Source organism: Synechococcus sp. OH20 (assembly GCF_047502685.1).
In the GTDB taxonomy this organism is placed as follows: Bacteria; Cyanobacteriota; Cyanobacteriia; order Thermostichales; family Thermostichaceae; genus Thermostichus.
On sequence record NZ_JANSIQ010000043.1, the window covers coordinates 126,304 to 152,500 of the forward strand.

Annotated in this window: 22 protein-coding genes and 1 tRNA gene; 17 read left to right on the top strand and 6 right to left on the bottom strand. The window is 60.4% G+C overall.

Translation table 11 applies throughout. From position 1 onward, the window contains the following. Positions 1-76: 76 nt before the first annotated feature. On the bottom strand, positions 77-1,381 hold the full coding sequence (locus NW826_RS10200) for a CmpA/NrtA family ABC transporter substrate-binding protein (RefSeq protein WP_414334600.1): 1,305 nt from the start codon (positions 1,379-1,381) through the stop codon (positions 77-79). 213 nt (positions 1,382-1,594) lie between these two features. Between NW826_RS10200 and NW826_RS10205 the strand changes: the two genes are divergently transcribed. The 7 genes from NW826_RS10205 to NW826_RS10235 all read left to right on the top strand — a co-directional run bounded on the left by NW826_RS10205 (position 1,595) and on the right by NW826_RS10235 (position 7,641). Then, positions 1,595-2,677, top strand: a complete 1,083-nt coding sequence (locus NW826_RS10205) for a tocopherol cyclase family protein (RefSeq protein WP_414510065.1) — start codon at positions 1,595-1,597, stop codon at positions 2,675-2,677. A gap of 150 nt (positions 2,678-2,827) precedes the next feature. Then, positions 2,828-2,901: transfer RNA gene (locus tag NW826_RS10210), tRNA-Arg, on the top strand. Positions 2,902-3,020: 119 nt separating this feature from the next. After that, positions 3,021-5,495: an ATP-dependent Clp protease ATP-binding subunit gene (locus NW826_RS10215; RefSeq protein ID WP_414334597.1), complete on the top strand. Its 2,475-nt coding sequence runs from the start codon at positions 3,021-3,023 to the stop codon at positions 5,493-5,495. Positions 5,496-5,656: 161 nt separating this feature from the next. After that, complete coding sequence (locus NW826_RS10220) at positions 5,657-6,292, top strand: ATP-dependent Clp protease proteolytic subunit (protein ID WP_414334595.1); 636 nt, start codon at positions 5,657-5,659, stop codon at positions 6,290-6,292. Positions 6,293-6,309: 17 nt separating this feature from the next. After that, positions 6,310-6,597 carry a Uma2 family endonuclease gene (locus tag NW826_RS10225; RefSeq protein WP_414510066.1) on the top strand — a complete coding sequence of 96 codons (288 nt, stop codon included), beginning with the start codon at positions 6,310-6,312 and terminating at the stop codon, positions 6,595-6,597. A 34-nt stretch (positions 6,598-6,631) separates the two neighbouring features. Continuing rightward, positions 6,632-7,243: an ATP-dependent Clp protease proteolytic subunit gene (locus NW826_RS10230; RefSeq protein WP_414334591.1), complete on the top strand. Its 612-nt coding sequence runs from the start codon at positions 6,632-6,634 to the stop codon at positions 7,241-7,243. 80 nt (positions 7,244-7,323) lie between these two features. After that, positions 7,324-7,641 (top strand): hypothetical protein, encoded by a 318-nt coding sequence (locus NW826_RS10235; RefSeq protein ID WP_414336931.1) that lies wholly within the window; start codon positions 7,324-7,326, stop codon positions 7,639-7,641. A gap of 15 nt (positions 7,642-7,656) precedes the next feature. Here the strand turns inward: NW826_RS10235 and NW826_RS10240 are convergent, their stop codons facing one another. Continuing rightward, positions 7,657-8,265: a chromophore lyase CpcT/CpeT gene (locus NW826_RS10240; RefSeq protein ID WP_414510067.1), complete on the bottom strand. Its 609-nt coding sequence runs from the start codon at positions 8,263-8,265 to the stop codon at positions 7,657-7,659. A 127-nt stretch (positions 8,266-8,392) separates the two neighbouring features. Then, positions 8,393-9,436: a VOC family protein gene (locus NW826_RS10245; protein WP_414510068.1), complete on the bottom strand. Its 1,044-nt coding sequence runs from the start codon at positions 9,434-9,436 to the stop codon at positions 8,393-8,395. 397 nt (positions 9,437-9,833) lie between these two features. Between NW826_RS10245 and pflB the strand changes: the two genes are divergently transcribed. From pflB to cysW, 10 genes are all read left to right on the top strand, one after another. After that, a complete protein-coding gene (gene pflB / locus NW826_RS10250) occupies positions 9,834-12,140 on the top strand; it encodes a formate C-acetyltransferase (protein WP_414510069.1) in 2,307 nt (768 codons plus the stop codon). Positions 12,141-12,221: 81 nt separating this feature from the next. Next, positions 12,222-12,599 carry a pentapeptide repeat-containing protein gene (locus tag NW826_RS10255; protein WP_414510070.1) on the top strand — a complete coding sequence of 126 codons (378 nt, stop codon included), beginning with the start codon at positions 12,222-12,224 and terminating at the stop codon, positions 12,597-12,599. Between the two features lie 161 nt (positions 12,600-12,760). Beyond that, positions 12,761-13,513, top strand: a complete 753-nt coding sequence (pflA, locus tag NW826_RS10260) for a pyruvate formate-lyase-activating protein (protein WP_414363944.1) — start codon at positions 12,761-12,763, stop codon at positions 13,511-13,513. Positions 13,514-13,701: 188 nt separating this feature from the next. Further along, positions 13,702-14,112 (top strand): OsmC family protein, encoded by a 411-nt coding sequence (locus tag NW826_RS10265; RefSeq protein ID WP_414335832.1) that lies wholly within the window; start codon positions 13,702-13,704, stop codon positions 14,110-14,112. Positions 14,113-14,203: 91 nt separating this feature from the next. Continuing rightward, positions 14,204-16,834 carry a bifunctional acetaldehyde-CoA/alcohol dehydrogenase gene (adhE, locus tag NW826_RS10270; protein ID WP_414510071.1) on the top strand — a complete coding sequence of 877 codons (2,631 nt, stop codon included), beginning with the start codon at positions 14,204-14,206 and terminating at the stop codon, positions 16,832-16,834. 55 nt (positions 16,835-16,889) lie between these two features. Then, positions 16,890-19,634: a GNAT family N-acetyltransferase gene (locus tag NW826_RS10275; RefSeq protein WP_414510072.1), complete on the top strand. Its 2,745-nt coding sequence runs from the start codon at positions 16,890-16,892 to the stop codon at positions 19,632-19,634. A gap of 121 nt (positions 19,635-19,755) precedes the next feature. After that, positions 19,756-20,856 (top strand): sulfate ABC transporter substrate-binding protein, encoded by a 1,101-nt coding sequence (locus NW826_RS10280; protein WP_414510073.1) that lies wholly within the window; start codon positions 19,756-19,758, stop codon positions 20,854-20,856. Positions 20,857-21,002: 146 nt separating this feature from the next. Then, positions 21,003-22,082: a sulfate/molybdate ABC transporter ATP-binding protein gene (locus NW826_RS10285; protein ID WP_414349293.1), complete on the top strand. Its 1,080-nt coding sequence runs from the start codon at positions 21,003-21,005 to the stop codon at positions 22,080-22,082. A 6-nt stretch (positions 22,083-22,088) separates the two neighbouring features. Next, positions 22,089-22,901, top strand: a complete 813-nt coding sequence (gene cysT / locus NW826_RS10290) for a sulfate ABC transporter permease subunit CysT (protein ID WP_414510074.1) — start codon at positions 22,089-22,091, stop codon at positions 22,899-22,901. Then, positions 22,891-23,730: a sulfate ABC transporter permease subunit CysW gene (cysW, locus tag NW826_RS10295; protein ID WP_414335334.1), complete on the top strand. Its 840-nt coding sequence runs from the start codon at positions 22,891-22,893 to the stop codon at positions 23,728-23,730. The genes cysT and cysW overlap by 11 nt, the downstream gene beginning before the upstream one ends. Before the next feature lie 103 nt (positions 23,731-23,833). Here cysW and msrA read toward each other — a convergent pair whose 3' ends face one another. From msrA to sfsA, 3 genes are all read right to left on the bottom strand, one after another. Then, a complete protein-coding gene (msrA, locus tag NW826_RS10300) occupies positions 23,834-24,502 on the bottom strand; it encodes a peptide-methionine (S)-S-oxide reductase MsrA (protein WP_414510079.1) in 669 nt (222 codons plus the stop codon). A gap of 96 nt (positions 24,503-24,598) precedes the next feature. Next, positions 24,599-25,384 carry an exodeoxyribonuclease III gene (gene xth / locus NW826_RS10305; protein WP_414510075.1) on the bottom strand — a complete coding sequence of 262 codons (786 nt, stop codon included), beginning with the start codon at positions 25,382-25,384 and terminating at the stop codon, positions 24,599-24,601. Positions 25,385-25,408: 24 nt separating this feature from the next. Beyond that, positions 25,409-26,128, bottom strand: a complete 720-nt coding sequence (sfsA, locus tag NW826_RS10310; protein ID WP_414510076.1) for a DNA/RNA nuclease SfsA — start codon at positions 26,126-26,128, stop codon at positions 25,409-25,411. Between the last annotated feature and the right edge of the window lie 69 nt (positions 26,129-26,197).

The following is a 26,197-nucleotide window of genomic DNA, read 5'->3' on the forward strand; positions in this document are numbered from 1 at the left end:
CTCACTCGATGGGATCCTGTAAATAGGGAGGATCCCTGTCTTGCGAGAAACACGTCTGTGGTGGCTGGAGTCAATACTAGGCCCTCTTGATTTTCAGGCTGTTCAAGTAGGCCTGGGGATCTTGAGGGTCAAACACCACCCCATCGAAGAAACGCTCCGTTCCTCGCGAAGTGTTGCTGGGAATGTTCTTCACCCCCAAAGCCTGGGCGGCCTCGCGCCAGAGATCTTCGCGGTTGACCTCATCCACCAGACGGCGGGCAGTATCCAGATCCTTGAGGAAGCGAGCGTGGAAGCCCCAACGCAGCGATTCCGTCAAGAACCACAGGTCATGGCTCTTGTAGGGATAGGAGACGCTGCCCCGCCCATCTTCCCAGTACAGGGGCCCGGCGCTGAAATCTTGAACAGCCGGCTTGCCGTCTCCCAATTCGTACTTGCCCTGAAAAGGAGGCGTGAGAACCTCGACCGGCACATTTAGATAAGCACGCCCCGAAAGGATGCGCACCAGCTCTTCACGGTTGGCCGGATCGTCGCACCATTGCTGCGCTTCCATGACCGCCATCAAAGTGGCCTGCGTGGCCTTGGGGTTTTTCTCCACCCAGTCGGCGCGAATGGCCAAGTATTCTTCAGGGTGAAAAGGCCAAATCTGCTGGGTGAGGGCCGCCATGAAGCCGATTTTATCGGCCACAATCCGGTAGGGCCAGGGATCCCCGGTGCTAAAAGCATCCATGGTGCCATTGCGCATCCCCTGCACCGTCTCGGCAGAGGGCACCGCCAACAGGTCGATGTCTTGATCCGGATCTATCCCCCCAGCAGCCAGCCAGTAGCGGATCCAAAAATCTTGATTGACGTTGGGGAAGGTATGGGCGGCCTTGAATTTGCGTCCGTTGCTGGCGCTGAAATTTTTGATGTAGTCTGCGGCTCCGGAAACATCCAGCCCCAAGCCCTTGCCCGCATGCATTCCGGCAATGGCAATCCCGTTGCCTTGGGTGATCAACTGGCACAGAACCGCCATGCGCACCGGCTGGTTGTTGGTGATGGCGCCGATGTGGATCATATGGGGCATCGGCATCTGCCACTGGCCGCCGTCAATGCCCCCACCCGCCGAGCCGATCACCACGTTGTCGCGGGCTGCCGGCCAACTGGCCTGCTTCAACACCTCTACGCCGGTCATGCCGTGCTTGGCGAAAAAGCCCTTCTCCTTGGCGATGATCAGAGGGGCAGATTCCACAATCGGAATAAAACCCAGCCTGAGGTTGGGGGTTTCCGGGCCGCTGGCTTGAGCAACCCAGTAGCCCGTACTGGCCCGTGCTAGGCTGCCACTCACAAGCCCACCCACTGTGGCTGCACCCGCGGACAACAAAAAGCTGCGACGTGATGTCATGATCACCTCATCTTTGACAGAATATGTGAGCGCCAAGAAAAACCTTTCCAGTTCAAGCCGCTAGACCGACGGATTCCCCTCGTAAAGAAATCCTTAAATCTCAGCTTGGTTGATATCCTAAAAGCAGACAGGCATAGAAACAATACAATTATTCTTTTGGTATCTATAGATTTTTCCCTATCTTTTGGCGATTCTCGAAGGAGTTGCTCTCCGGTGGCAGAGGGCTTTAAGCAAAACGGCTCAACGGATGGGGGATCCCTGCCCCATGCCGGCTATCACTGGGACGGTTGTGCCGAGCCGTTTTTTGAAGGTTGGTACAGCCGTGTCACCTTGCCCGGGGATCCGCCCCTCAGCTTTGCCTTCATGTACGCCATCGATCCCAGGCGAGGAGGCATGGCGCAGGTGTTGGGGCCGGACGAGGAGCTGCAGTGGCGCACCTTCCCCAACCCGCAGCGCTTCTGGGCCAGTTGGCGGCATCTGGCCTTGGGGCACTCCGGCGGGCCAGGCGAGAGCTGGCGAGGGCTGCAGGAGCCCCTCACCTTTTTCCAGCGCACCGCCAGCGGCTACCAATACAGCGCCCACCTCAACCAAGGGATCCTGCCAGATCCCACCCGGGCCGAGCCGGTTCGCTGGCTCTATCGCATCCAACCCTGCTGCGCCTATGGGATCCCGCCGCGGGCCACCATGGGAGCCTGGTCTTATCTGCCCATCTTTGAGCCGGGCTGGCAGATCCTGATGAGCCACGGCCTGGCCAGCGGCTGGGTGGAGTGGCGGGGCAGGCGCTACGCATTCGAGCAGGCCCCCGCCTACGCCGAAAAAAACTGGGGGCAGAGCTTCCCTCGTCGCTGGTTTTGGATCCAGTGCAACGCCTTTCCCGACCATCCCGGCCTCAGCCTCACCTGCGCCGGAGCCGAGCGACAGGTGCTCACCCGCCCCGAAGAAGTCGCCTTAATCAGCTTGCATGGGTGGGGATCCCAGCCTTTTTTGGAATGGCGGCCCGGCCAAGCGCGGCTAAGCTGGCAGGTAGATCCCTGGGGATCCTGGCAGGTGCGCGGTGAGGGATCCCACTGGTGCATCCAAGTAGAAGGTCATACACGGCAGCCTGGGCAAACCGTCTTCACCCCTGGCCCGCAAGAGATGCGGCGCAACTGCCGCGACACCTTGGCCGGCCATCTACAAGCCCGCCTGTGGCGGCGCAACGGCCAAGTCTGGATCCAGGTGCTCACGGCCAGCAGCTCCCAAGCCGGCCTCGAGGTGGGGGGAGAAGTTCTGCGCTCCTGGCCAGGGCATTGTTGAACCTTGGCGGATATCTACACCCCCCTTGGACTTTCCCAAAAACGCTCTTGTGCTAGAATACCTAAGCCACACTGATAGGCGTCCATCTCTGAAGAGGAGAGACAGGTCTTCAACCGTGGCTGTTTTGCTTTTCCTGTAGGTAGATAGCTTGCGCCTGTAGCTCAGTGGACTAGAGCACGTGGCTACGGACCACGGTGTCGGGAGTTCAAATCTCTCCAGGCGCGTCACGATCCCAGATGATTTTTCGTCTGGGGTATTTACCCTACCTTAGTTGGCCTGAATCCTGTGTTAGGATTAGGCCTATCAAGTCCGCCTTGATGCAGGCGTAGGGAGCCCGAGGATCATGTTTGAACGCTTTACAGAAAAAGCCATCAAGGTGATCATGCTGGCCCAGGAGGAGGCCAGACGGTTAGGTCACAATTTCGTTGGCACCGAGCAAATCTTGTTGGGGTTAATCGGCGAGGGCACTGGGGTCGCCGCCAAAGTTCTCAAGTCCATGGGAGTGAACTTGAAGGACGCCCGCATTGAAGTCGAGAAAATTATTGGCCGGGGATCCGGCTTTGTGGCTGTCGAGATCCCTTTCACTCCCCGCGCCAAGCGAGTGCTGGAGCTCTCCTTAGAGGAAGCTCGCCAGCTCGGCCACAACTACATCGGCACTGAGCACCTGCTCCTGGGCCTGATCCGCGAAGGGGAAGGGGTAGCCGCCCGCGTTCTGGAAAACCTGGGGGTGGATCTGTCCAAGGTGCGCACCCAGGTGATCCGCATGTTGGGCGAGACCGCCGAAGTGACGGCAGGGGGTGGGTCTTCCAGCCGCACCAAAACGCCAACCCTGGACGAATTCGGCTCCAACCTCACCCAATTGGCCCAAGAGGGCAAGCTGGATCCGGTGGTGGGTCGGACGCGGGAAATCGAGCGGGTGATCCAGATCTTGGGCCGCCGCACCAAGAACAACCCCGTCCTCATCGGCGAGCCGGGCGTCGGCAAGACCGCCATTGCCGAAGGTCTGGCCCAGCGCATTGTGCAGGGGGATGTGCCCGATATCTTGGCCGACAAGCGAGTGATCAGCTTGGATATCGGCCTGTTGGTGGCCGGCACCAAGTACCGCGGCGAGTTTGAGGAGCGCCTCAAGAAAATCATGGATGAGATCCGCAACGCCGGCAACATCATCCTAGTCATCGACGAGGTGCATACCCTCATCGGGGCCGGGGCTGCCGAAGGGGCCATCGATGCTGCCAACATTCTCAAGCCCGCCCTGGCCCGCGGCGAACTGCAGTGCATCGGCGCCACCACGCTGGATGAGTACCGCAAGCACATCGAGCGAGATGCCGCTCTGGAGCGTCGCTTCCAGCCGATTATGGTGGGCGAGCCGAGCGTTTCAGAGACGATCGAGATCCTGTTTGGTTTGCGGGAGCGCTACGAGCAACACCACAAGCTGAAGATCTCCGATGCGGCTTTGGATGCGGCGGCCAAGCTGGCCGACCAGTACATCTCCGACCGCTTCCTGCCGGACAAGGCCATCGACCTCATCGACGAGGCGGCTTCACGGGTGCGCCTGATCAACTCGCAACTGCCGCCGGCGGCGCGGGAGCTGGATCAGGAGCTGCGGCGGGTGCTCAAGGAGAAGGATGCCGCGGTGCGGGCCCAAGACTTCGACAGGGCCGGTGAGCTGCGGGATCGGGAGATGGAGATCAAGCAGCAGATCCGCGCCATTGCTGCTGCCAAGAAGGCTGAGGAAAGCAGCCGCGAGGAGATGCCGGAGGTCACCGAAGAGGACATCGCCCAGGTGGTGAGCGCCTGGACAGGGGTGCCGGTGGCCAAGCTGACCGAGAGCGAGTCGGAGAAGCTGCTGCACATGGAGGAAACCCTGCACCAGCGCATCATCGGCCAAGATGAGGCGGTGCGGGCCATTTCCCGTGCCATTCGTCGCGCTCGCGTGGGGCTGAAAAACCCCAACCGCCCCATCGCCAGCTTCATCTTCTCCGGCCCGACGGGGGTGGGCAAAACCGAGCTGACCAAGGCCCTGGCGGCCTACTTCTTCGGCTCCGAGTCGGCCATGATCCGCCTCGACATGTCGGAGTACATGGAGCGGCACACGGTCAGCAAGCTGATCGGATCCCCGCCCGGATATGTCGGCTACAACGAGGGGGGCCAGCTCACGGAAGCGGTGCGGCGCCGTCCCTACACGGTGGTGCTCTTCGACGAGATCGAGAAGGCCCACCCGGATGTGTTCAACCTGCTGCTGCAGATTCTGGAAGATGGCCGCCTGACCGACGCCAAGGGCCGCACGGTGGACTTCAAGAACACCCTGATCGTGATGACCTCTAACATCGGCTCGAAGGTCATCGAGAAGGGCGGCGGCAGCCTCGGCTTCGAGTTCAACACCAACGACGAAGATGCAAACTACAACCGCATCCGCAACCTGGTAAACGAAGAGCTGAAGCAGTACTTCCGGCCTGAGTTCCTCAATCGGGTGGACGAGATCATTGTCTTCCGGCAACTGACCAAGGACGAGGTGAAGCAGATTGCCGACATCCTGCTCAAGGAAGTGTTCGACCGCATGACGGAGAAGAAAATCCGCCTCACGGTCAGCGATCGCTTCAAAGACTTGGTGGTGGAGGAGGGCTACAACCCCAGCTATGGGGCGCGTCCGCTGCGCCGTGCTATTCAGCGCCTGTTGGAAGACATCTTGGCGGAAGAGATCTTGACTGGCCACGTCAAAGAGGGCTCGGAAGTCCTCATCGATGTGGACGAGGAGCGCAAGCCCAAGGTGCTGGTCACGCAGCCGGAGCGGGTTCTCTTGCCGCAGGGAGCGGAGTAAAGCTGCAGCGGGGCATCTGTGTCTCCCCTTCAGGTTCTGGTTGCTAGGAAGACAAGGGATCCGCTGCTGTTCTCGGATCCCTTGCTCTTATCCTTCGTCTGTGTTGCTGTTCTAGGCAGTTGTCTTTAGAGTCAAGGGATTGGCCGTAGGAGAACTTTGGCATGGTGCAATCGACCTACTACTACTATGGCGGCGCTCCGGTTCGGACTCCGCCTCCCGATTTGGCCTCGCTGCTGTTGCAGGAGCGCATTGTCTACCTGGGCCTGCCCCTAGCAGAGGAGTCGAATGCCAACGTCACCAAGCTGATTGTGGAACAACTGCTGTATTTGCAGTACGAGGATCGGGAAAAGCCGATCAAGATGTACATCAACTCGACGGGCACCTACAGCTACGACACGGCAGCGTTTGCCATTTTGGATACGATGAACTACATCAAGCCGCCGGTGCATACCATCTGCATCGGCAATGCCATCGGTATGGCAGCCATGTTGTTGGCGGCGGGCGCCAAAGGGTTCCGGGCCAGCTTGCCCAATGCCACGATCGTGCTGCATCAGCCCTACGGTGGCACTCGCGGACAGGCCAGCGATATTGAAATTCGCACCCGCGAGATCTTGACCCTGCGCAACATGATGCTGGAGGAATTATCTCGCAGCACGGGCCAGCCTCTGGAGCGCATCAAGAAGGACACGGAGCGGCTGTTTTTCATGACTCCGGAAGAGGCCAAAGCCTACGGCCTCATCGACCAGGTGTTGACCAGCTCCAAAGTCTTGCCGAAGTTGGCAACAGCCAAAAATTAAAACAGAGGGCTCCGTCGATGGTTCAAGTCCCTGCACAGCCTTTAACGGCGGAGGGGTACCTACGCCTCACGAACTGGCCTTATGAAAAACGCGATTATCAAGACAAGCGCAAAGACTGTGCTGCCGGTGGGATCCCGGAATACTGGATTGTGGATCCCGCTAAGCAGTCGGTTTCCGTGTTGCGCTGGGTTGGTGGGGAATACGAAGACGAGGTTAAAACCGGCCCTGAACGCATTGTTGCCTCGGTTTTGCCCCAGCTAGATTTGAGCGTGGAAGAAATCTTGCAAGCGCGTCGTTCTGTGTAGTGTTCCGTGCTGCATACTTTGCCAGGAGAAACTTATGCCGATTGGAGTGCCTCGCGTTCCCTACCGTCTGCCCGGTGAGCCCTACAGCCAGTGGATCAGCCTCGACGACCGCCTCTACCAAGAGCGGATCTTGTTTATTGGCGAGCCCATCGATGACAATTTGGCCAATACTATCGTGGGGGTGATGCTCTACCTCAACTCCCAGGATCCGCAAAAAGACATTGTGATGTACATCAACTCTCCGGGCGGCTCTGTGACGGCGGGCATGGCCATCTACGACACCATGAACCACATCAAGCCGGACATCGTAACCGTTTGCGTGGGCCAGGCAGCCTCGATGGCGGCCTTTTTGCTGGCTGCCGGCACCAAGGGAAAACGCTTTGCCCTGCCCCACTCCCGCATCATGCTGCACCAGCCTTCTCTGGGCACGATCCAAGGCCAGGCCAGCGATATCGAAATTCGCGCCCGCGAAACTCTGCGGGTCAAACGGCGCATGAATGAGATCTTGGCGCAAACCACCGGCCAACCGCTGGAGAAAATCGAGCGGGATGTGGAGCGAGACTTTTACCTCTCGGCCACGGAAGCCCAGGCTTATGGAATTGTCGACCGGGTGATCCAAGAGCGCTCGGAAGCCATGGCCAGCTAAGGGGGATTTTGGCTCGCTGCAAAAAGAAGACCTGGGCAAGATTCCGAATCAAGCGGAGTGAACCGGGAGATTGGCATCCAGTGAACCGAAAGCATTGGGTCAGAAGGAGCAGTGGATGGGCCGGTCTGCTGGTGTTCCTGCTGTATCCCCCCTATCCAGCTTTGGCTTTGCCCCCGGCTTTTGAGCTCCCTGAGGAGGTGCTGCGGGCTCAGCCAGATTTGCAGGCTCGCTCTCCGGTCGATAATCAGCCCCTCACCGCCGGCGAAGCTCTGCAACTCCAAGCAGCGCTGGGGGCCCGGCCCGAAACCGGATCTGTTTCTCCAGAGGTGGAGCGGCTGATCTTTTTGCTCAGGCTGCGCAAGGGGTTGCGCGACCTGTTTCCTTTTTTGTTCCCATAGCCTTTGATCTGGCCTTCACCCCCTGTCCCCCTCTCCCCAAGGGCGAGGAGGGATCCCTTTCTGGTAGCGGTAGGGGCCGGCGCGGGATCCCCAGGTTTGCTGACCGGTGGTGGCGTCAAAGCCGCGATCCCAGGTGATGAATTCCTGGGCTGTGAGGTCAAACTCGATGTGGATGTGGGTGCTGTCACCGGGGTTGAGACGGCAGCCGCCGCCCGGCAGCATCTGGCCATGAAAGCAGTTGGGACGTTTTTCCACCAAAATGCGGCAGCCGGGCAAATGCTCCAGGTCTGCCAGAGAAAGCTGCGCCAAGCGCTGCGGATCCTGAGAGGCGCCTGCCCAAGCCGCTTGATCCCGCAACTTGTAGTTCTCGATCCGCAAGGGATCCGCCAACACCTGCAGCACTCGGCTGCGGTAAAACCGGCCCGGCGTGTGCTCGTTAAATTGCTCGGTAAAAAAGCCGATCCCCTCTGAAAACAAGCGGGGTAGGCGCACGTACCAGAGGCTGACCGGCACAAACCACACCGGTTCTGCCATGGCTTGGGCGCGGTTGCTGTAGTAACCTTCTAGCCAATCGGCCAAGGTCTGCAAGTCGGAATCGGCAGTTGCCGCAGCAGAAGCTGTCATGGGCAGGAAAGAGGGTTGCCTGTCTTCAGGGATTTCTCGATTGTACGGCTATGCCAAGGGGGGGTGGGGGCCGAGCAGTAGGGGCCGCCTCGATCTTGTCTGGAGAGGTCAAGATTGGCTTGGCTGGTCATAGCTGTTGTCGCTGCCGCTGTTGCCGCTCCAGGGCCTCGAACAGGGCTTGAAAATTGGCCTCTCCAAAGCCCGTGGCCCGGCCTAGCCGTTGAATGACTTCAAAGAAAAAGGTGGGCCGGCCAAATAGAGGTTGGGTAAATGTTTGCAGCAGAAGGGGACGATCCTGGCCATCAGAGGCGGGCAGGGTGGCATCCAGAAGGATCTGCTGCTCCACCAGGTCTTGCCAGGAGATGGCCTGTCCAAGGGCGGAACGGAGCGCCAACCCCAACTCCCTTTCCAGGCTGGTATAGTACTGCGGCGGCACCTGCAAAAAGTCCACTCCCCCCTGCCGCAACCGCCGCAGGCTGGCAACGATATCCGGGCTGTGCAGCGCCGCGTGCTGAATGCCCGGGCCACCATGGGCATCCAAAAACTCCTGAATCTGAGAAGCGGCGCAGGTGGGTTCGTTGATGGCCCATTGGATCCCGGCTTCTGGATCCCCTACCACCACGCTTTCCAGGCCAGAGGTGTCGGTGTGGATGCTGTAACGGTACAGATGCCGCCAGCCCAGCACCTGGCCATACCAGTCGGCTGCCGCCTGCAGGGATCCCTGCTCCACGTTCAACACCACGTGATCCCAATGGGAGAACAGGCCTGCTTCCGCAGGGGTGACGTTGGAGGGGCCGGGGACGAGAGAATGCCGGATCCCGTAGGGGGTGTGGAGGCAGAGCGCCGCTGCTGCCGGGATCCATTCCACTGGGGCGCCTCGCCCCCGCAACAGCTCCGCCAAGGCCGGTAGCTCCTGCTCCCCCACCGCCAAAGCCACATCCACCACCCCCGGCGAATGCTGCTGCAAATAGCGATCCACCTCGTCCCCCGCCCGTGCCGGCTGAGACAGGCGCACGCGCAGGGATCCCTGCCGCAGATCCAGGGTGTTGCCGGCCTCGCTTTCTAGTCGGAAGCCCCAAACCCGACAAAAGTGTTCCCGCCAACGGGGCAGATCCCAAAGGTAGAAGTGCAGGTGATGGATCCCTTGGACAATTCGAATGGACTGGTCCATAGAAAGCGCACGGCTAACACGAACGCCAGGTGTTCTGGTGTTTTCCCGGCAACAGGTAACCGGGGCCGCCCTAACCCAGCATAGGCTGGCCCTTTGGCGAGGGAAAAGGTCAAAACCCTTTCCAGCAAACCCTTAAGACAACATTAAAAACACGCTTAAAAATGCGCCCACAAAAACATCTTCGCAGGGCAAAGGACTAAAATTGAAGTGGGCGAGGTGTATGGCCAACATCCAAAAAAAGAAACAGCAGAGTTGCTAAAAGCTCTCCCTCAAGTCAGTCACCAGGCCCTCTCTTTTGCAAAGATTGTTGTAGCTTTTGGCAGTTGCTGGGGCGCCGCCTTGCCCTATTGTCAGCCTATTGGCGGAGTTGTCAGGCGTCATAGTTGGGAGGATTGTTATGATAGCGAGCGCGCAGCGTTCTGTAGCTTTGTCTACAGAATCGAAGGCCGAAAAAAATACAGAACGCAAAGTATCTGATCAAGCAGTTGCGAGAGATTTTCTGCCGGGACGGTGGCAGCGCTGCATCGATGTCCGAGATTTTATTCAGCGCAATTACACTCCCTACACCGGGGATGAAAGCTTTTTGGCGCCGGCCACCGAGCGCACCCAACGGCTGTGGGCCAAGGTTAAGGATTTGATGGCGCTGGAGCGGGAGCGGGGGGTTTTGGATGCCGACACCGACCTTCCTTCCAGCATCACCAGCCACCCGCCGGGCTATATCGACCGGGAGCTGGAGCAAATTGTAGGTCTGCAGACAGACAAGCCCCTGAAGCGGGCCATCCTGCCCTTTGGCGGCATCCGCCTGGTAGAGACGGCCCTCAAGGCCTACGGCTACGAGCTGGATCCAAAGGTTAAGGAGATCTTTACCAAATACCGCAAGACCCACAACGACGGAGTCTTCGACGCCTACACGGAGGAGATGCGCCGCTGCCGCCGCTCTGGCATCATCACCGGCTTGCCGGACGCCTATGGGCGGGGCCGCATCATCGGTGATTACCGGCGGGTACCTCTCTACGGGGTGGATCGGCTGATTGAAGACAAGGAGGCGCAAAAAGCCAGCCTCGACCTGGACACGATGGATGAAGAGACCATCCGCCTGCGGGAGGAGCTCTCAGAGCAGATCAAAGCCCTGCACGAGCTCAAGGAAATGGGGGCCAGCTACGGCTTTGACCTGGGCCGTCCGGCAGCCAACGCCCGCGAAGCCATCCAGTGGCTGTACCTAGCCTACCTGGCAGCGGTCAAAGAGCAAAACGGCGCCGCCATGTCTCTGGGGCGGGTCTCCACGTTCCTAGACATCTACATCGAGCGGGATCTGCAGGCCGGGATCCTCACCGAAGAAGAGGCCCAGGAGCTCATCGACCACTTTGTCATGAAGCTGCGCATGGTCAGGTTTTTGCGCACGCCGGAGTACAACGAGCTCTTCAGCGGCGATCCCACCTGGGTAACTGAGTGCATTGGCGGCATGGGTCTAGATGGGCGGCCTCTAGTTACCAAGACCAGCTTCCGCATGCTGCACACCCTCTACAACCTTGGGCCGGCGCCGGAGCCCAACCTGACGGTGCTCTGGTCGGAGCGGCTGCCGGAAGCCTTCAAGCGCTACTGCGCCAAGGTCTCCATCGAAACCAGCTCCATCCAGTACGAAAACGACGACCTGATGCGCCCCTACTGGGGGGATGACTACGGCATCGCCTGCTGCGTATCGGCCATGCGCATTGGCAAGCAGATGCAGTTTTTTGGGGCGCGGGTAAACCTGGCCAAGTGCCTGCTCTATGCCATCAATGGCGGCCGGGACGAGATCTCCGGCGAGCAGGTGGCCCCGGCCTATGCCCCCATCACCTCTGAGGTGTTGGAGTACGACGAGGTGTGGCCGCGCCTGGTGCAGATGATGGCCTGGCTGGCCAAGACCTACGTCAACACCATGAACATCATCCACTACATGCACGACAAGTACTGCTACGAGCGCCTGGAGATGGCCCTGCACGACCGGGATATCCTGCGCACGATGGCCTTTGGCCTGGCTGGCCTGTCGGTGGTGGCGGATTCCCTCTCGGCCATCAAGTACGCGCGGGTGCGGGCCATTCGGGATGAGCGGGGCCTAGTGGTGGATTACGCGGTGGAGGGCGACTTCCCCAAATACGGCAACAACGACGAGCGGGTTGACCAGATTGCGGTGCAACTGGTGCAGACCTTTATGGCGGAGCTGCGCAAGCACAAGACCTACCGCAACGCCATCCCCACCCAATCCATCCTCACCATCACCTCTAACGTGGTCTACGGCAAGAAAACCGGCAACACCCCCGACGGGCGGCGGGCCGGCGAGCCCTTTGCGCCGGGGGCCAACCCCATGCACGGCCGCGACACCAAGGGGGCAGTGGCGTCGCTGGCTTCCGTGGCCAAGCTGCCCTACGACGACGCGCTGGATGGCATCTCCAACACCTTCTCCATCGTGCCGGCGGCCCTAGGTCGCACCGCCGAGGAGCGGGTTGCCAACCTGGTGGGGCTGCTGGATGGCTATGTGCGGGATGAGGGCTTTCATTTGAATGTGAACGTCTTCAACCGCGAAACCCTGCTGCAGGCCATGGAGCACCCCGAGCTCTACCCGCAGCTCACCATCCGGGTGTCTGGCTACGCGGTGAACTTCATCAAGCTTACCCGCGAACAACAACTGGATGTGATTAACCGCACCTTCCACCAGCACTTCTAAACAGCGGGGCGGGGGATCTCGGAAGGCTGCCCATAGCAGGGCCGAGGGAAGGGATCCCCCATCCCCACGCAAGGAGGTTCGATGAGCTATAGCGTTTTGGACTTGGTTAGAGACTACGCGGCGGGACGGCGAGATTTCCAAGAGCTCGAGCTGCCCCGTGCAGACCTGCAGGGCATCCACCTAGCCGGCACCGACCTGCGCTCTGCCGATTTCAGCGGGGCCAACCTGGCGGGTGCCAACCTGCGGGGGTGTGATCTCAGCTTTGCCGATTTCAGCGATGCCAATCTATCAGGAGCCGATTTGCGGGGATGTCTCCTCTTTGGCAGCAATTTCCGCGGTGCCCTCTTGGAAGGGGCTTTGCTGGATCACGCCGATTGCGATGCCTATACCCATTTCCCGGCGGGCTTTGATCCCAAAGCCCATCGCCTGCACAACATCTCGGCAGGTGTTTCCCAGTAGGGGGATCTTTCCATGGGTTGTCAACCGTTAAGAAAAACACAGTCTGGGTAAAGTCCAGATTTCATAAGGAAGAAAACCGTGATGTGCATAACATGGCCAGCAATTGGGAAGAAAACCTCAAGATTAGTTGATATTTTGCAAAAGCCATTGAGGATAGAAGTATGGATACCCCGCTCAACCCCTTGACGCCGATAACCGGCCGCATTCACTCGGTCGAGACCTGTGGCACGGTGGATGGGCCAGGGATCCGCTTTGTCATCTTCCTACAGGGCTGTCCTCTGCGCTGTCTGTACTGCCACAATCCCGACTGTCGGGATCCCAATGCCGGCCAGGTGGTGACGGTGGACTCCCTCATGGCGGAGATCCAGCGCTGCCGCAATTACTACCTCAAGGGTGGGGGAGTCACGGCCAGCGGGGGGGAACCGTTAATGCAACCCAACTTTGTGGCCGAGATTTTCCGCCGCTGCCACGAGCTGGACTTGCACACGGCGCTGGACACTTCCGGCTACGCGCCCTTGGGAGTGGCCAAGCCGGTTTTGGCCCATACGGATTTGGTGTTGCTCGATATCAAGTCCTATCTGCCAGATCTTTATCGCAAAGTTACCGGCGTTTCGCTGCAGCCCACTCTCGATCTGGCTCGCTATTTGGATCAGATTCACAAGCCCACCTGGATTCGTTTTGTTCTCGTTCCTGGACTAACAGATCCTGAGGAAAACATCAAGGGCTTGGCTGAGTTTGTGGCCACTCTATCCAACGTGGAGCGGGTGGAGGTTTTGCCCTTTCACAAGATGGGGGAATACAAATGGCAGCAGTTGGGACTGCCCTACACCCTCAGCGATGTCCAGCCGCCCACCCCGGAACAGATCAACCACGCTTTGCAAATCTTTCGCGAGCGGGGATTGGTGGCGGTTTAATGGCTGCTAAGACTTAGCTTATTGCCGTAGCAACAGTAACAACAACAGAGCCAATCCCCATTTGCATCAGCTTGATCCCAAAGTCATCTCTAAAATTCTTAGGCTGTCCCTAAAGTAGCGCTAGGTTGAACTTATAGACTAGGAGCTGGTCAACTCTGGCAGATGGAAAAATAGAGGAGGGATCCCCAGTGGAAGTGCGCGTAACCTACCAGAATGGCGTTCAATTTCAAGCCGAAAGCCGCGGCCATCGCATCCTCAGCGATCAGCCCTTGGACAACCACGGCCAAGATCAGGGAATGACGCCGCCGGAGTGGTTTTTGGCCTCTTTGGGTGCTTGTGTTGGCTTTTATGCCGTCAAGTATCTGGAAGCGCGGCAGTTGGATCCTCGAGGGCTGGAAGTGGTTGTTACTGCAGATAAAGTTGAGCACCCCAGCCGCTTAGACAACATTTGCATTCGCGTTCAGACGGGGATCCCGCTCGACGAAAGGCAGCAAAAGGGTCTGGAAAAAGCTGTCGACGCTTGCATCATCCACAACACCCTCACCCATCCCCCAAAAATGACCACCGAGATCCAGGTTCCCGCACCTGTGGGCGCTTAGCCAGCCAGTGAGCCTATGGAGTTTTCCAGCAATTTCTAATGGTTGCCTCAACTCTTAACCCGTATGGATGTGATTTTGGAGGGATCCACCTATGCCTGTTACCAATCTCGAGGAACTGGAAGCCTTAATCCAGCAGGTGAAAGCTGCCCAGGCTGAGTATGCCACCTTCACCCAGGAGCAGGTGGATCGAATCTTTCACAAAGCTGCCCTGGCAGCCAACAACGAGCGGATCCCCTTGGCCAAGTTGGCCGTAGAGGAGACCGGCATGGGCATTGTGGAAGACAAGGTGATCAAAAATCACTTTGCCTCTGAATACATTTACAACAAGTACAAACACGAGAAAACCTGTGGCGTCATTGAGCGGGACGAGAGCTTTGGCTACGAGCGCATTGCTGAGCCGGTGGGGCCTTTGGCAGGCATTGTGCCGGTCACCAACCCCACTTCGACAACGGTTTTCAAAGCCCTCATCACTCTGAAAACCCGCAACGCCATCATCTTTGCGCCTCACCCCCGCGCCAAACGATGCACCATTGCCGCGGCCAAGGTGGTCAAAGAGGCGGCTGAGGCGGCAGGCGCGCCTGTGGGCTTGATTGGCTGGATTGACGAGCCCACGATTGAGCTTTCTCAGGCTTTGATGCAGCATCCGGAGGTGAAATTGATCCTGGCCACCGGCGGCCCCGGCATGGTCAAGGCGGCCTATTCCTCCGGCCACCCCTCGCTGGGCGTGGGGGCGGGCAACACGCCGGCGGTCATCGACACCAGTGCCGACATTCCCATGGCCGTCAGTTCAATCTTGCTCAGCAAAACTTTTGACAACGGCATGATCTGCGCCTCGGAACAGGCGGTGATTGTGGTGGAGGCCGTTTATGAGCAGGTGAAGGCGGAATTTTGTCATCAAGGGGCCTACTTTTTGGATCCGGAACAAACGCAAGCGGTGCGCCGCATCCTCCTCAAGGATGGCCGTCTCAATCCAGCTATTGTCGGCCAATCGGTGCAGACCATTGCCGCTCTAGCCGGGATCCAGGTACCCGAAGGCAGCAAGCTGCTGATTGGGGAAGTGGACAAGGTGGGGCCCGAAGAGCCGTTTTCCTACGAAAAATTGGCCCCTGTTTTGGCCTTCTACCGTGCCAAGGATTTCCACAGCGCCGTCGAGGTTGCTGTCCAACTGGTCAATTTCGGTGGGCGGGGCCACACCTCTGTTTTGTATACCGATCCCGCCAACCAGGACGATATTGCCTACTTTGAGCATGCCCTCCAAACAGCGCGGGTGCTGATCAACACCCCCTCTTCCCAGGGGGCGATTGGGGATCTCTACAACTTTAGGCTGGATCCCTCGTTAACTTTGGGCTGTGGCACGTGGGGGGGCAACTCGGTCTCCGACAATGTGGGGCCGCGCCACCTGCTCAACATTAAAACCGTGGCCTACCGGCGGGAAAATATGCTCTGGTTCCGGGTGCCGCCCAAGATCTACTTCAAGCCGGGATGTCTACCGGTGGCGCTGCGGGAGTTGGCCGGCAAAAAACGGGCTTTTTTGGTGACCGATAAGCCCCTCTTCGAGCTAGGTGTGCTGCAGCCGGTTACCCAGGTTTTGGACGAGCTGCACGTGAACTGGGATGTCTACCACGATGTGGAGCCGGATCCCACCCTCAGCAACGTCAACCGCGGCTTGGAGCAGTTGCGCCAGTTTCAGCCAGATGTCATCATCGCCGTGGGTGGCGGATCCCCGATGGACGCGGCCAAGGTGATGTGGCTGATGTACGAGCAGCCCCAGGTGGAGTTTGAAGGCCTGGCGACGCGCTTCATGGACATCCGCAAGCGGGTCTACGAGCTGCCGCCGCTGGGGCAAAAAGCCCAACTGGTCTGCATCCCCACCACTTCCGGGACGGGATCCGAGGTAACGCCCTTTGCGGTGGTGACCGATGACCGGGTGGGGATCAAGTACCCCCTGGCCGACTACGCCCTCACCCCCAGCATGGCCATTGTCGATCCGGATCTCACCCTGAAGATGCCCAAGAAGCTGACGGCTTACGGCGGCATCGATGCCCTCACCCACGCCTTGGAAGCCTATGTCTCGGTGATGGCCAGCGAGTTTACCGACGGGCTGGCGCTGCAGGCAATTAAGCTGCTGATGACCTACCTGCCGCGGGCCTACGAGAAGGGAGCTGAGGATCCAGAAGCGCGGGAAAAAGTCCACTACGCCGCCACCCTTGCCGGCATGGCCTTTGCCAACGCCTTTTTGGGGGTGTGCCACTCCTTGGCCCACAAGCTGGGATCCACCTTCCACCTGCCCCACGGCCTGGCCAATGCCCTGATGATTACCCACGTCATCCGCTACAACGCCACCGACGCCCCCTTCAAGCAGGCCATCTTTCCCCAGTACCGCTACCCCAACGCCAAGCACCGCTATGCCGAAATTGCCGATTACCTGCAGTTGGGGGGAGCCAATGATGATGAAAAGGTCATGCGCCTTATCGAGGCCATCGAGGAGCTGAAGCGGAAGCTGGGGATCCCGGCCAGCATTCGCGAGGCCCTCAGCGAGAGCGAGCAGGCCTTTTACGACCGTCTGGAAGCGATGGCGGAGCAGGCTTTTGATGACCAATGCACCGGCGCCAACCCCCGCTACCCCCTCATTCAGGATATGAAGGAGCTGTACGTCTTGGCCTATCGGGGCTGCCGGGTGGAGGCTGCCCTCTACCACCAGCCGGAGCCGGCTCTGGTTTAAGGTCGGCCTTCCTCCCCGCCAAAACGTACTTCTCCCTTCCCTCCTTGCAACGGCTATGGCTACGCTGCACCGCCCCGATCCCAGCCTGGACATCTGGAAGGCCAGATCCCACCCCTTAGATCCCATTTTTCTGCCCCGCTCGGTGGCGGTGGTGGGGGCAACAGAGCGCGAGGGCAGTGTGGGGCGCACGGTGCTCTGGAACCTCATCAGCCACCCCTTTGGCGGCACGGTCTACCCGGTCAACCCCAAGCGGCACCAGGTGTTGGGCATCCGGGCCTACGAGCGGCTCTCTGCTCTGCCGGAGCCGGTGGATCTGGCCATCATCGCCATCCCGGCAGCCGGGGTGCCGGCGGTTATCCAAGAATGCGTCGAGACCGGCGTCAAGGGGGCCATTGTCCTCTCGGCAGGCTTTAAGGAAATTGGCCCGGAGGGGCTGGAGCTGGAAAAGGCCATCCAAGAGGCTGCCCGCGGCAAGCTGCGCCTCATTGGTCCCAACTGCCTGGGGATCCAAAATCCCCACACCGGCCTCAATGCCACCTTTGCTGCCCAGATGGCCCGACCCGGCAACGTGGGGTTTATCAGCCAAAGCGGGGCGCTCTGCACCTCGATCCTGGACTGGAGCCTGCGGGAAAATGTCGGCTTTAGCGCCTTCATCTCCCTGGGATCCATGCTGGATGTGGGCTGGGGGGATCTCATCGACTATCTGGGCGAGGATCCCCATACCCACAGCATTGTCCTCTACATGGAGTCGATTGGGGACGCGCGGTCGTTTGTGTCGGCGGCCCGCGAGGTGGCGCTGAGCAAGCCCATTATGGTCATCAAGGCGGGGCGTACCCAGGCGGCGGCCCAGGCGGCAGCTTCCCACACGGGATCCCTCACCGGCAGCGACGCGGTTTTGGATGCAGCCTTCCGCCGCTGCGGTGTGCTGCGGGTGGATCACATCGAAGACCTCTTCGACATGGCGGAGGTGCTGGCCAAACAGCCCCGCCCGCAGGGCCCCCACCTCAGCATCCTCACCAATGCCGGCGGACCGGGGGTGCTGGCCACCGACACCCTCATCCGCGCCGGGGGATCCCTGGCCCAGCTCTCTCCCCAAACCCTGGAGCAGCTTAACTCCATCCTGCCGCCCCACTGGAGCCACGGCAATCCCATTGATATTTTGGGCGATGCCGGGCCGGAGCGCTTTGCCCAGGCGCTGGAGATCGTGCTGCGGGATCCCGCCAGCCAGGGCTGTTTGGTGATCCTCACCCCCCAGGCGATGACGGATCCCACCGCCACTGCTGCCAAGGTGGTGGAGACCTGGCGGCGCAGCGGCTCCCGGCAGCCCATCCTGGCCAGTTGGATGGGGGGAGACTTGGTGGATGCCGGCGAGCAGATCCTTAACCAAGCGGGGATCCCCACCTACCGCTATCCGGATCAGGCGGCACGGGTGTTCAGCTATCTGTGGCGCTTTAGCGACAACCTCAAGGCCCTCTACGAAACTCCCACTCTGCTCCCTGCAACAGCGGTCGAGCGCGAGAGGGTGCAACCCATCCTCGGCCAAGCCCGGCAGCAAGGTCGCCGGCTCTTAACCGAGGTCGAGTCCAAGGAGATCCTGGCCGCCTACGGGATCCCGGTGGTGCCCACGCGGGTGGCCAATAGCCCGGAAGCAGCGGTAGAGGCCGCCGCAGAAATGGGCTACCCGGTGGTGCTGAAGCTCTACTCCCACACCCTCACCCACAAGAGTGACGTGGGCGGTGTGCAGCTCAACCTGCCCGATGCCGAAGCGGTGCGGCGGGCCTTCGCCCAGATTCGCCGCAACGTCAGTGAGAAAGCAGGGCCAGAGCACTTCCAAGGGGTGACGGTGCAGCCGATGATCCGCACCGACGGCTACGAGCTGATCCTGGGCAGCAGCGAGGATCCCCAGTTTGGGCCGGTGTTGCTGTTTGGCAGCGGCGGCCAGTTGGTGGAGGTGTTCCAGGATCGCGCCATTGGCCTTCCCCCCCTCAACACCACCTTGGCGCGCCGCCTGATGGAGAATACCCTCATCTACAAGGCCCTCAAGGGGGTGCGGGGACGCCGAGCCGTCAATCTGGAAGCGCTGGAACAGCTTTTGGTGCGCTTCAGCCAACTGGTGGCCGAACAGCGGCAGATCCAAGAGATCGACATCAACCCCCTGCTGGCCTCGGGCGAGCAACTGCTGGCTTTAGATGCCCGCGTCATTTTGCGCTCGGAGCAAGAACCCCCCGTACCGTTGGCCATCCGCCCCTACCCCAGCCAGTACAGTTGGCCCTTCCGCGAGGGCATCACCATCCGCCCCATCCGTCCCGAAGACGAGCTGCTGGTGATCCAGTTTCACCGCCACGTCTCCGACTACAGCATCTACCTGCGCTACTTCCACCCCATCAAATACAGCGCCCGCATCGCCCACGAGCGCTTGGTTCGCATCTGCTTTAACGACTACGACCGCGAGATCGCCCTGGTGGCGGAAAAACAGGAGCCAGAAGCTACAATCCTCGGCATCAGCCGCCTCTCCAAAAAACACGGCCTTCCCGAAGAAGCCGAGTTTGCCCTGTTGGTGGCGGATCCCTACCAAAGACAGGGGATCGGCACGGAGCTGCTGACCCGCCTGATTCAGGTGGCCCGCTGCGAAGGGATCCGGCGCCTCACCGGCGAGGTGCTCAGCGAAAACGAGGGCATGCGCCGCCTCTGCAGGCGCTTGGGGTTCCAGTTGCTCCCCTCTTCAGAGGATCCCGGCCTCCTCAGGGCCACGCTGGATCTTGCTGCCGATGCGGCGCTCCCCACCCCCTGCCCTGCCTAGGGATCCCTGGCCCTAAAAACGGTTTGCCGACCGGCTTACCGTAGAATGTGAAGAGCGGCAGCCAGCCTCACGGGTTGCAAAGCCCTTCAGCTCCCCTCTCCCTTTGGGAGAGGGGCTGGGGGTGAGGGACACAGAAGTGGAGAAGTTTTTGGGGATAGGGGTGAACATGGAAGGGACAGCAGGGAACCCATTGGGGATCCCCTCACCTGTCGCGGTGGTCTGGTTTGGGAGAGTGGGGCGGTGGCTGGCGGTGGGATCCCTGCTCCTGGGACTCCTGCTGGGGCTGGGCGGCTGTGGGGTGGGATCCCAAGGGGAAGTGAGGATTCTCCTAGCTTCTTTTGCGGTGACCCGCGATGCCTACCGGCAGATCATCCCTGCCTTTGAGGCCCACTGGCTGGCCCAGACCGGCCAACAGGTGCGCGTAGAAAGCAGCTATGCCGGCTCGGCCACACAAGCGCGGGCGGTCATTGACGGGCTGGATGCCGATGTGGTGGCTCTGGCCTTGGGCCTGGATGTGGAGCGCCTTGTGGCTGCCGGTCTCGTTCGACCAGGCTGGGAAAGCCGCACGCCCAACCAAGGGATCGTCACCCGCTCAGTGGCGGCAATCGTCACGCGGCAGGGCAACCCCCACGCTATCCACTCTTGGCTGGACCTGGCCCGGCCCGGCTTGCAGGTGGTTACCGCCAACCCCAAAACCTCAGGGGGCGCCCGCTGGAACTTTTTGGCTCTCTGGAGTGCTGTCCCTGAACCCCAGGCCCTGGCCTTCACCACCCAGGTCTACAAAAACGTCCGCGTCCTGCCGCGGGACTCGCGGGAAGCCACCGATGTCTTTTTCCAAAAAGGGCAGGGGGATGCCCTGCTCACCTACGAACAGGAGGTGATCCTGGCTGGCCTGCGCGGCCAGCCCTTGCCCTACGTGGTGCCGGATCCCAACATTTCCATCGACAACCCCGTAGCCGTGGTGGATGCCACGGTGGAGCGAAAAGGAACCCGCGCCGTGGCCGAAGCCTTTGTGAACTACCTGTTTACTCCAGAAGCGCAGCGGGCCTTTGCCGAGGTGGGTTTCCGTCCGGTGGAGCCGACGGTGGCGCAAGAGTTTGCCTGGCGGTACCCTTCCATCGAGAAGCTGGTAACCGTTGCCGACCTGGGCGGCTGGGAAGCAATCCAAAACCGCTTCTTTGCCGATGGGGCTGTGTTTGACCGCATCCAAGCTGGGTTGTAGGGAGCCTCCCTTGTTTTGCATCCCCATTCAAGGTATCCTGGGAGCAGTATCAACGGTTTGTTGACAGGTTTACCGTAGATTAGAGGCTCCCTACCTCCTCAGGGATAGGCAGCGCCATCCGGCCAACCCTTAGCTAGGCAGAACCTATGGGCATCACCATTGCAGGGGTATCGAAGCGTTTTGGGCAGTTTCAGGCTCTCCACCCTACGGATCTCACCATTCCCACGGGATCCCTGGTTGCCCTGTTGGGGCCGTCGGGTTCCGGCAAATCTACCCTCTTGCGCCTGATTGCCGGCCTAGAAAAGCCGGACACGGGGCGGATTTTCCTCACCGGGCGGGATGCCACCCATGCCAGCGTCCAGGAGCGCAACGTCGGCTTTGTCTTCCAGCACTACGCCCTGTTCAAGCACATGACGGTGCGGCAGAACATTGCCTTTGGCCTGGAGATCCGCAAAGCTTCGCGGGCTGAGATCCGGGCACGGGTGGACGAGCTGCTGGAGCTGGTGCAACTGTCAGGGTTTGGGGATCGCTACCCCTCACAGCTTTCGGGGGGACAGCGGCAGCGGGTGGCTCTGGCCCGCGCCTTGGCAGTGGAGCCACAGGTGTTGCTCCTGGATGAGCCCTTTGGGGCGCTGGATGCCAGAGTGCGCAAGGAGCTGCGCCAGTGGCTGCGGCGCCTGCACGACGAGGTACACGTCACCACCGTCTTGGTCACCCACGACCAAGAGGAAGCCATGGAGGTGGCCGACCAGATTGTGGTCATGAACCAGGGGCGGATCGAACAGGTGGGATCCCCTGCCGAGATCTACGATCACCCGGCCACCCCCTTTGTCATGAGCTTCATCGGCCCGGTCAACGAGCTCTCTCCCCGCTCCCTGTTATCTTGCCAGCTTCCCGAGGCCCAGGCGGGCCCGCACCAGCTCTTCTTGCGCCCCCACGATGTGCAGATCGAGGTCAACCCCAATAGCAGCGGCGTCTCGGCTTGGGTCAAAGAGATCATCCACCTGGGGCGGGAGATCCAGGCGGAGCTGATTCTCAGCGATGGCGGATCCCTGTGGGCCCACCTCAGCCGCGAGCAATATGCCAGCCAGCCGCTGCAGGTGGGGCAGCAGGTCTATGTCCGCCCCAAGGTGGTCAAGGCCTTTCCCCTCAAAAAAAACGATAAGAAAACTGCCATGACCCCGCTGGCAATGGCGGGACGGAGTCCGATGTCGCTGGGAGCTTGAGGAAAGTTGCAGCAAGCCGGGTTTCAACTGTCTTGGCCGTGGCGGCTGAGCTTGGGCTATCTCTTCCTGATGTTGGCCTTGCCGCTGGCGGCCTTGATCGCCAAGTCCAGCAGCGTCGGCTGGGCGGAGTTCTGGCGGATCGCGACGGATCCGGTGGCCCTCTCCGCCTATGAGGTTACTTTTGTAACCGCGCTGCTGGCGGCTTTGGTTAACGGCGTAATGGGCACCCTGACGGCTTGGGTGTTGGTGCGCTACGCCTTCCCCGGCAAAAAGCTCCTTGAGGGGTTGATCGATCTGCCCTTTGCCCTGCCCACGGCTGTGGCCGGCCTCACCCTGGCAACCGTTTACAGCAGCAACGGCTGGATTGGATCCCTTTTGGCCCCCTTGGGGATCCGCATTGCCTTTACCCGGCTGGGGGTGGGGGTGGCGATGCTGTTTATCTCTTTTCCCTTTGTGGTGCGGACGGTACAGCCGGTGCTGCAGGAGCTGGAACGAGATGTGGAAGAGGCGGCCTGGAGCTTGGGCGCCTCCCGCTGGCAGACCTTCTGGCGGGTGGTGCTGCCCCAGATTTTGCCCGCCGTGTTGACCGGCGTGGCCCTAGGGTTTTCCCGCGCTGTGGGTGAATATGGCTCCATTGTTATCATCGCCTCTAGCATCCCCTTCCGGGATCTCATCGCGGCAGCGCTGGTGATCCAGCGGCTGGAACAGTACGACTATGCCGGGGCAACGGTGATCGGGACGGCGATGCTGGGGATCTCGTTCTTGTCGCTGGTGGTGATTAACCTTCTGCAAGCCTGGGGAAGTCGCCATGAAACCTGACGGGATAGCGGGTGTCCAACCGGAGCCATCGACAAACCCTTGGCTGTCGGGCCTGTTGATCGGCATTGTCGGGCTCTACATCGCCCTGCTGCTTGGGATCCCGGTGGTGAACATCTTTTATCAGGCGTTTCGAGAAGGGATCCCAGCTTTTCTCCAGCACCTGACCGAGCGGGAGCTGCTCAGCGCCCTCCGATTGACGGTGCTGACGGCGCTGGTTGTTGTTCCCCTCAATACTTTTTTTGGCCTCTGCGCCGCCTTGGCCTTGGCTCGCCGCCGTTTTCCGGGGCGGGCTTTGCTGCTCAGCTTGATCGATCTGCCCTTTTCCATTTCCCCGGTGGTGGCCGGCCTGATGCTGGTGCTCCTCTTTGGCCGTCAGGGTTGGCTGGGATCCTGGAACCTGCGGGTCATCTTTGCCTTTCCGGGCATTGTGCTGGCCACGGCTTTCATCACGCTCCCTTTTGTGGTGCGGGAGGTACTGCCGGTGTTGGAAGAGGCCGGCAGCGAGGAAGAAGAAGCCGCCAAAACCCTGGGGGCCAATTCCTGGCAGATCTTCTGGCGCATCACCCTACCCAACATCCGCTGGGGACTCCTGTACGGCGTCATCCTGACCAATGCCCGCGCCATGGGGGAGTTCGGCGCTGTCGCGGTGGTCTCTGGCAACATTATTGGCCGCACCCAGACCCTTCCCTTATTTGTGGAAGATGCCTACCGCAGCTATGCCACGGGCTCGGCCTATGCGGCGGCAGTGGTGCTCTCCTTGCTGGCGGTGGTAACCCTGGTGGCCAAGGAGCTGCTGGAGCGGGGATCCCCTTCCCGCCGCATCTTCTAGAGGTCTGTTGGGATCTTTGCAATCAACGCTCTAACCCCCCTCTCCCTGAGGGAGAGGGGCCGGGGGTGAGGGCAGCCATGACCGCCATCGGCCAGGGTGTGGCTTAGACAGACTCGGTGAGGATCTCGGGCAGACAAACCTGGGTGCCCCCCAGGCCGCAGTAGCCGCGTGGGTTTTTGGCCAGGTACTGCTGGTGGTAGTCTTCGGCGTAGTAGAACTCTGGGGCGTCCAGGATCTCAGTGGTGATTTGGCCGTAGCCGTGGGCGCTCAGAGCCTGCTGGTAGAGATCGCGGGTTTTTTCCGCCAGCTCCCGTTGTGCCGGGGAATAGACGTAGATGCCGGAGCGATACTGGGTGCCCACATCATTGCCCTGGCGCATCCCTTGGGTGGGATCGTGGTTTTCCCAAAACACCTTCAAAAGCTGCAGGTAGCTAATCTGGCTGGGATCGTAAACCACCCGCACCACCTCGTTGTGGCCAGTCAAACCGGTGCAAACCTCCTCATAGGTGGGGTTGGGGGTATACCCGCCAGCGTAGCCCACGGCAGTGGTGAACACCCCGGGCAACTGCCAAAACTTGCGCTCCGCTCCCCAAAAGCAGCCCATGCCGAACAGGGCGAGCTCCATGCCCTCGGGAAAAGGGGGCTTTAGGGGCGTGCCCTTGACGTAGTGCCGGTTAATGATCGCCATTGGCTCGGAGCGGCCCGGCAAAGCCTCTTCCGGCGTGGGCAAGGTCAGCTTCTTGCTCAGTTTGCCAAAACCAAAGAGCGCCATGGCGGTAGCCCGATACATTCGTTAACATCTACCAGCCTAGCGTAGATAGCCGCTCTTGTCTCGAGAAAAGATTGGCAAGGGAGCGGCCTGGGGATTTCAGACCGCCAGCTCCACAACCACAGGGGCATGGTCGCTGGGCTTTTGTAGCCGCCGCGGCTCGACGTCGATCCAGCAGGCAGTGACCTTGTCCTGGAGCGGGGGAGAAAGGTAGAGGTGGTCGATGCGCCAGCCGCGATTCTTCTGAAACCCTCCGGCCCGGTAGTCCCACCAGCTAAAATGTCCGGGATCCGGGTTAAACTTGCGAAAGGCATCCTCAAACCCCAAAGCCAGGATCTCCCGCAGGGCCTGCCGTTCTGGCTCCGAGGCCATGATTTCTCCGGCCTTTTGGGGATCGTAGATATCGCGGTCTTCCAGGGCAATGTTAAAGTCCCCACAGAGCAAGATGGGATCCCCTTGGCTGAGGGCAACGGCCAGGTAGTCCTTCAGCGTGGCCAGCCAGCACAACTTGTAGGCGTACTTGTCGGATCCCACCGCCTCGCCGTTGGGCACGTAGAGGTTGAGAATGCGGATCCCGTGGTAGAGGGCACCGATCAGCCGCTTTTGCTCGTCCAGGTCTGCAGCCGCCGACAGCAGCGCGCCAAACCCCCGCTCCACCTTCTCCGGCACCTCCCGGCTGATTACGGCCACGCCGTTGTAGGACTTTTGCCCGTACACCTCCACATGAAAGCCTCGCTCCTCAAAGGGGGCGCGGGGAAAGTCCTCATCCACCACCTTGGTCTCCTGCAAGCAGAGCACATCCAGGGATCCCTGCTTGTCTAGCCAAGCCAAAACTTGCGGCAACCGGGTGCGAATGGAGTTGACATTCCAGGTGGCCACTTGCATAGCAGCAGGTTCCCAAGACAACGCTCAGGCCACCATTTTGGCCAAACCCAGGGGATGGATCCCCTGGGGCGAGACCGCGATCCGGTAGGGCAACACCTCGACCCCCGCCTGCAGCGCCTGGCGAAACAGATGGGCATAGCGGGGATCCCGTTCTGCGCCAGGGGCGAACTCGGTGCAATCGGCACGGTTGATCCAGTACAGCAGCAGAGCCCGCTGCCCTTGCCGGCGGATCTCAATCAAATCTTCCAGGTGTTTTTGCCCGCGAGTCGTCACCGTATCCGGGAAGAGGGCGCGGGATCCCACGGCCCAGGTGGTATTTTTAACCTCTAGGTAGGCCAAGCCAGAGTCTCCTATCAGCAGGAAGTCGATTTTGCTCCTGCCGCAGGTCACTTCCCGTTGCCAACGAGAAAACCCCGCCAACTGGGGAAACCACCCTTGTTCCAGCCCCCATTCCACCAGGCGATTGAGCAGGCCGGTGTTGATCCCCACCCACACTCCTTCCACCTGGATCATCTCCCAGGTGTAGGCCAATTTGCGCTTGGGATCGGGGTGATGGGAGAGGTACACAGGTGCCCCTACCTGGCAAACCCCCGTCATCGGCCCGGTGTTGGGGCAGTGAGCGGTTACCTGTTGCCCATTTTCCAGCTCCACCTCGGCAAAGAAGCGCTTGTAGCGGCTGCGCAACACCCCTCTGTGCAGGGAGGTCGGGAAACGATAGGGCAGCGCCCCCTGTTGGCCTGTCATTCGCAAGAGCTCTCCGATACAGCCTGTTAAGTAATCAAGGGGTACAGTAGCAACACTTAGCAAACCAAC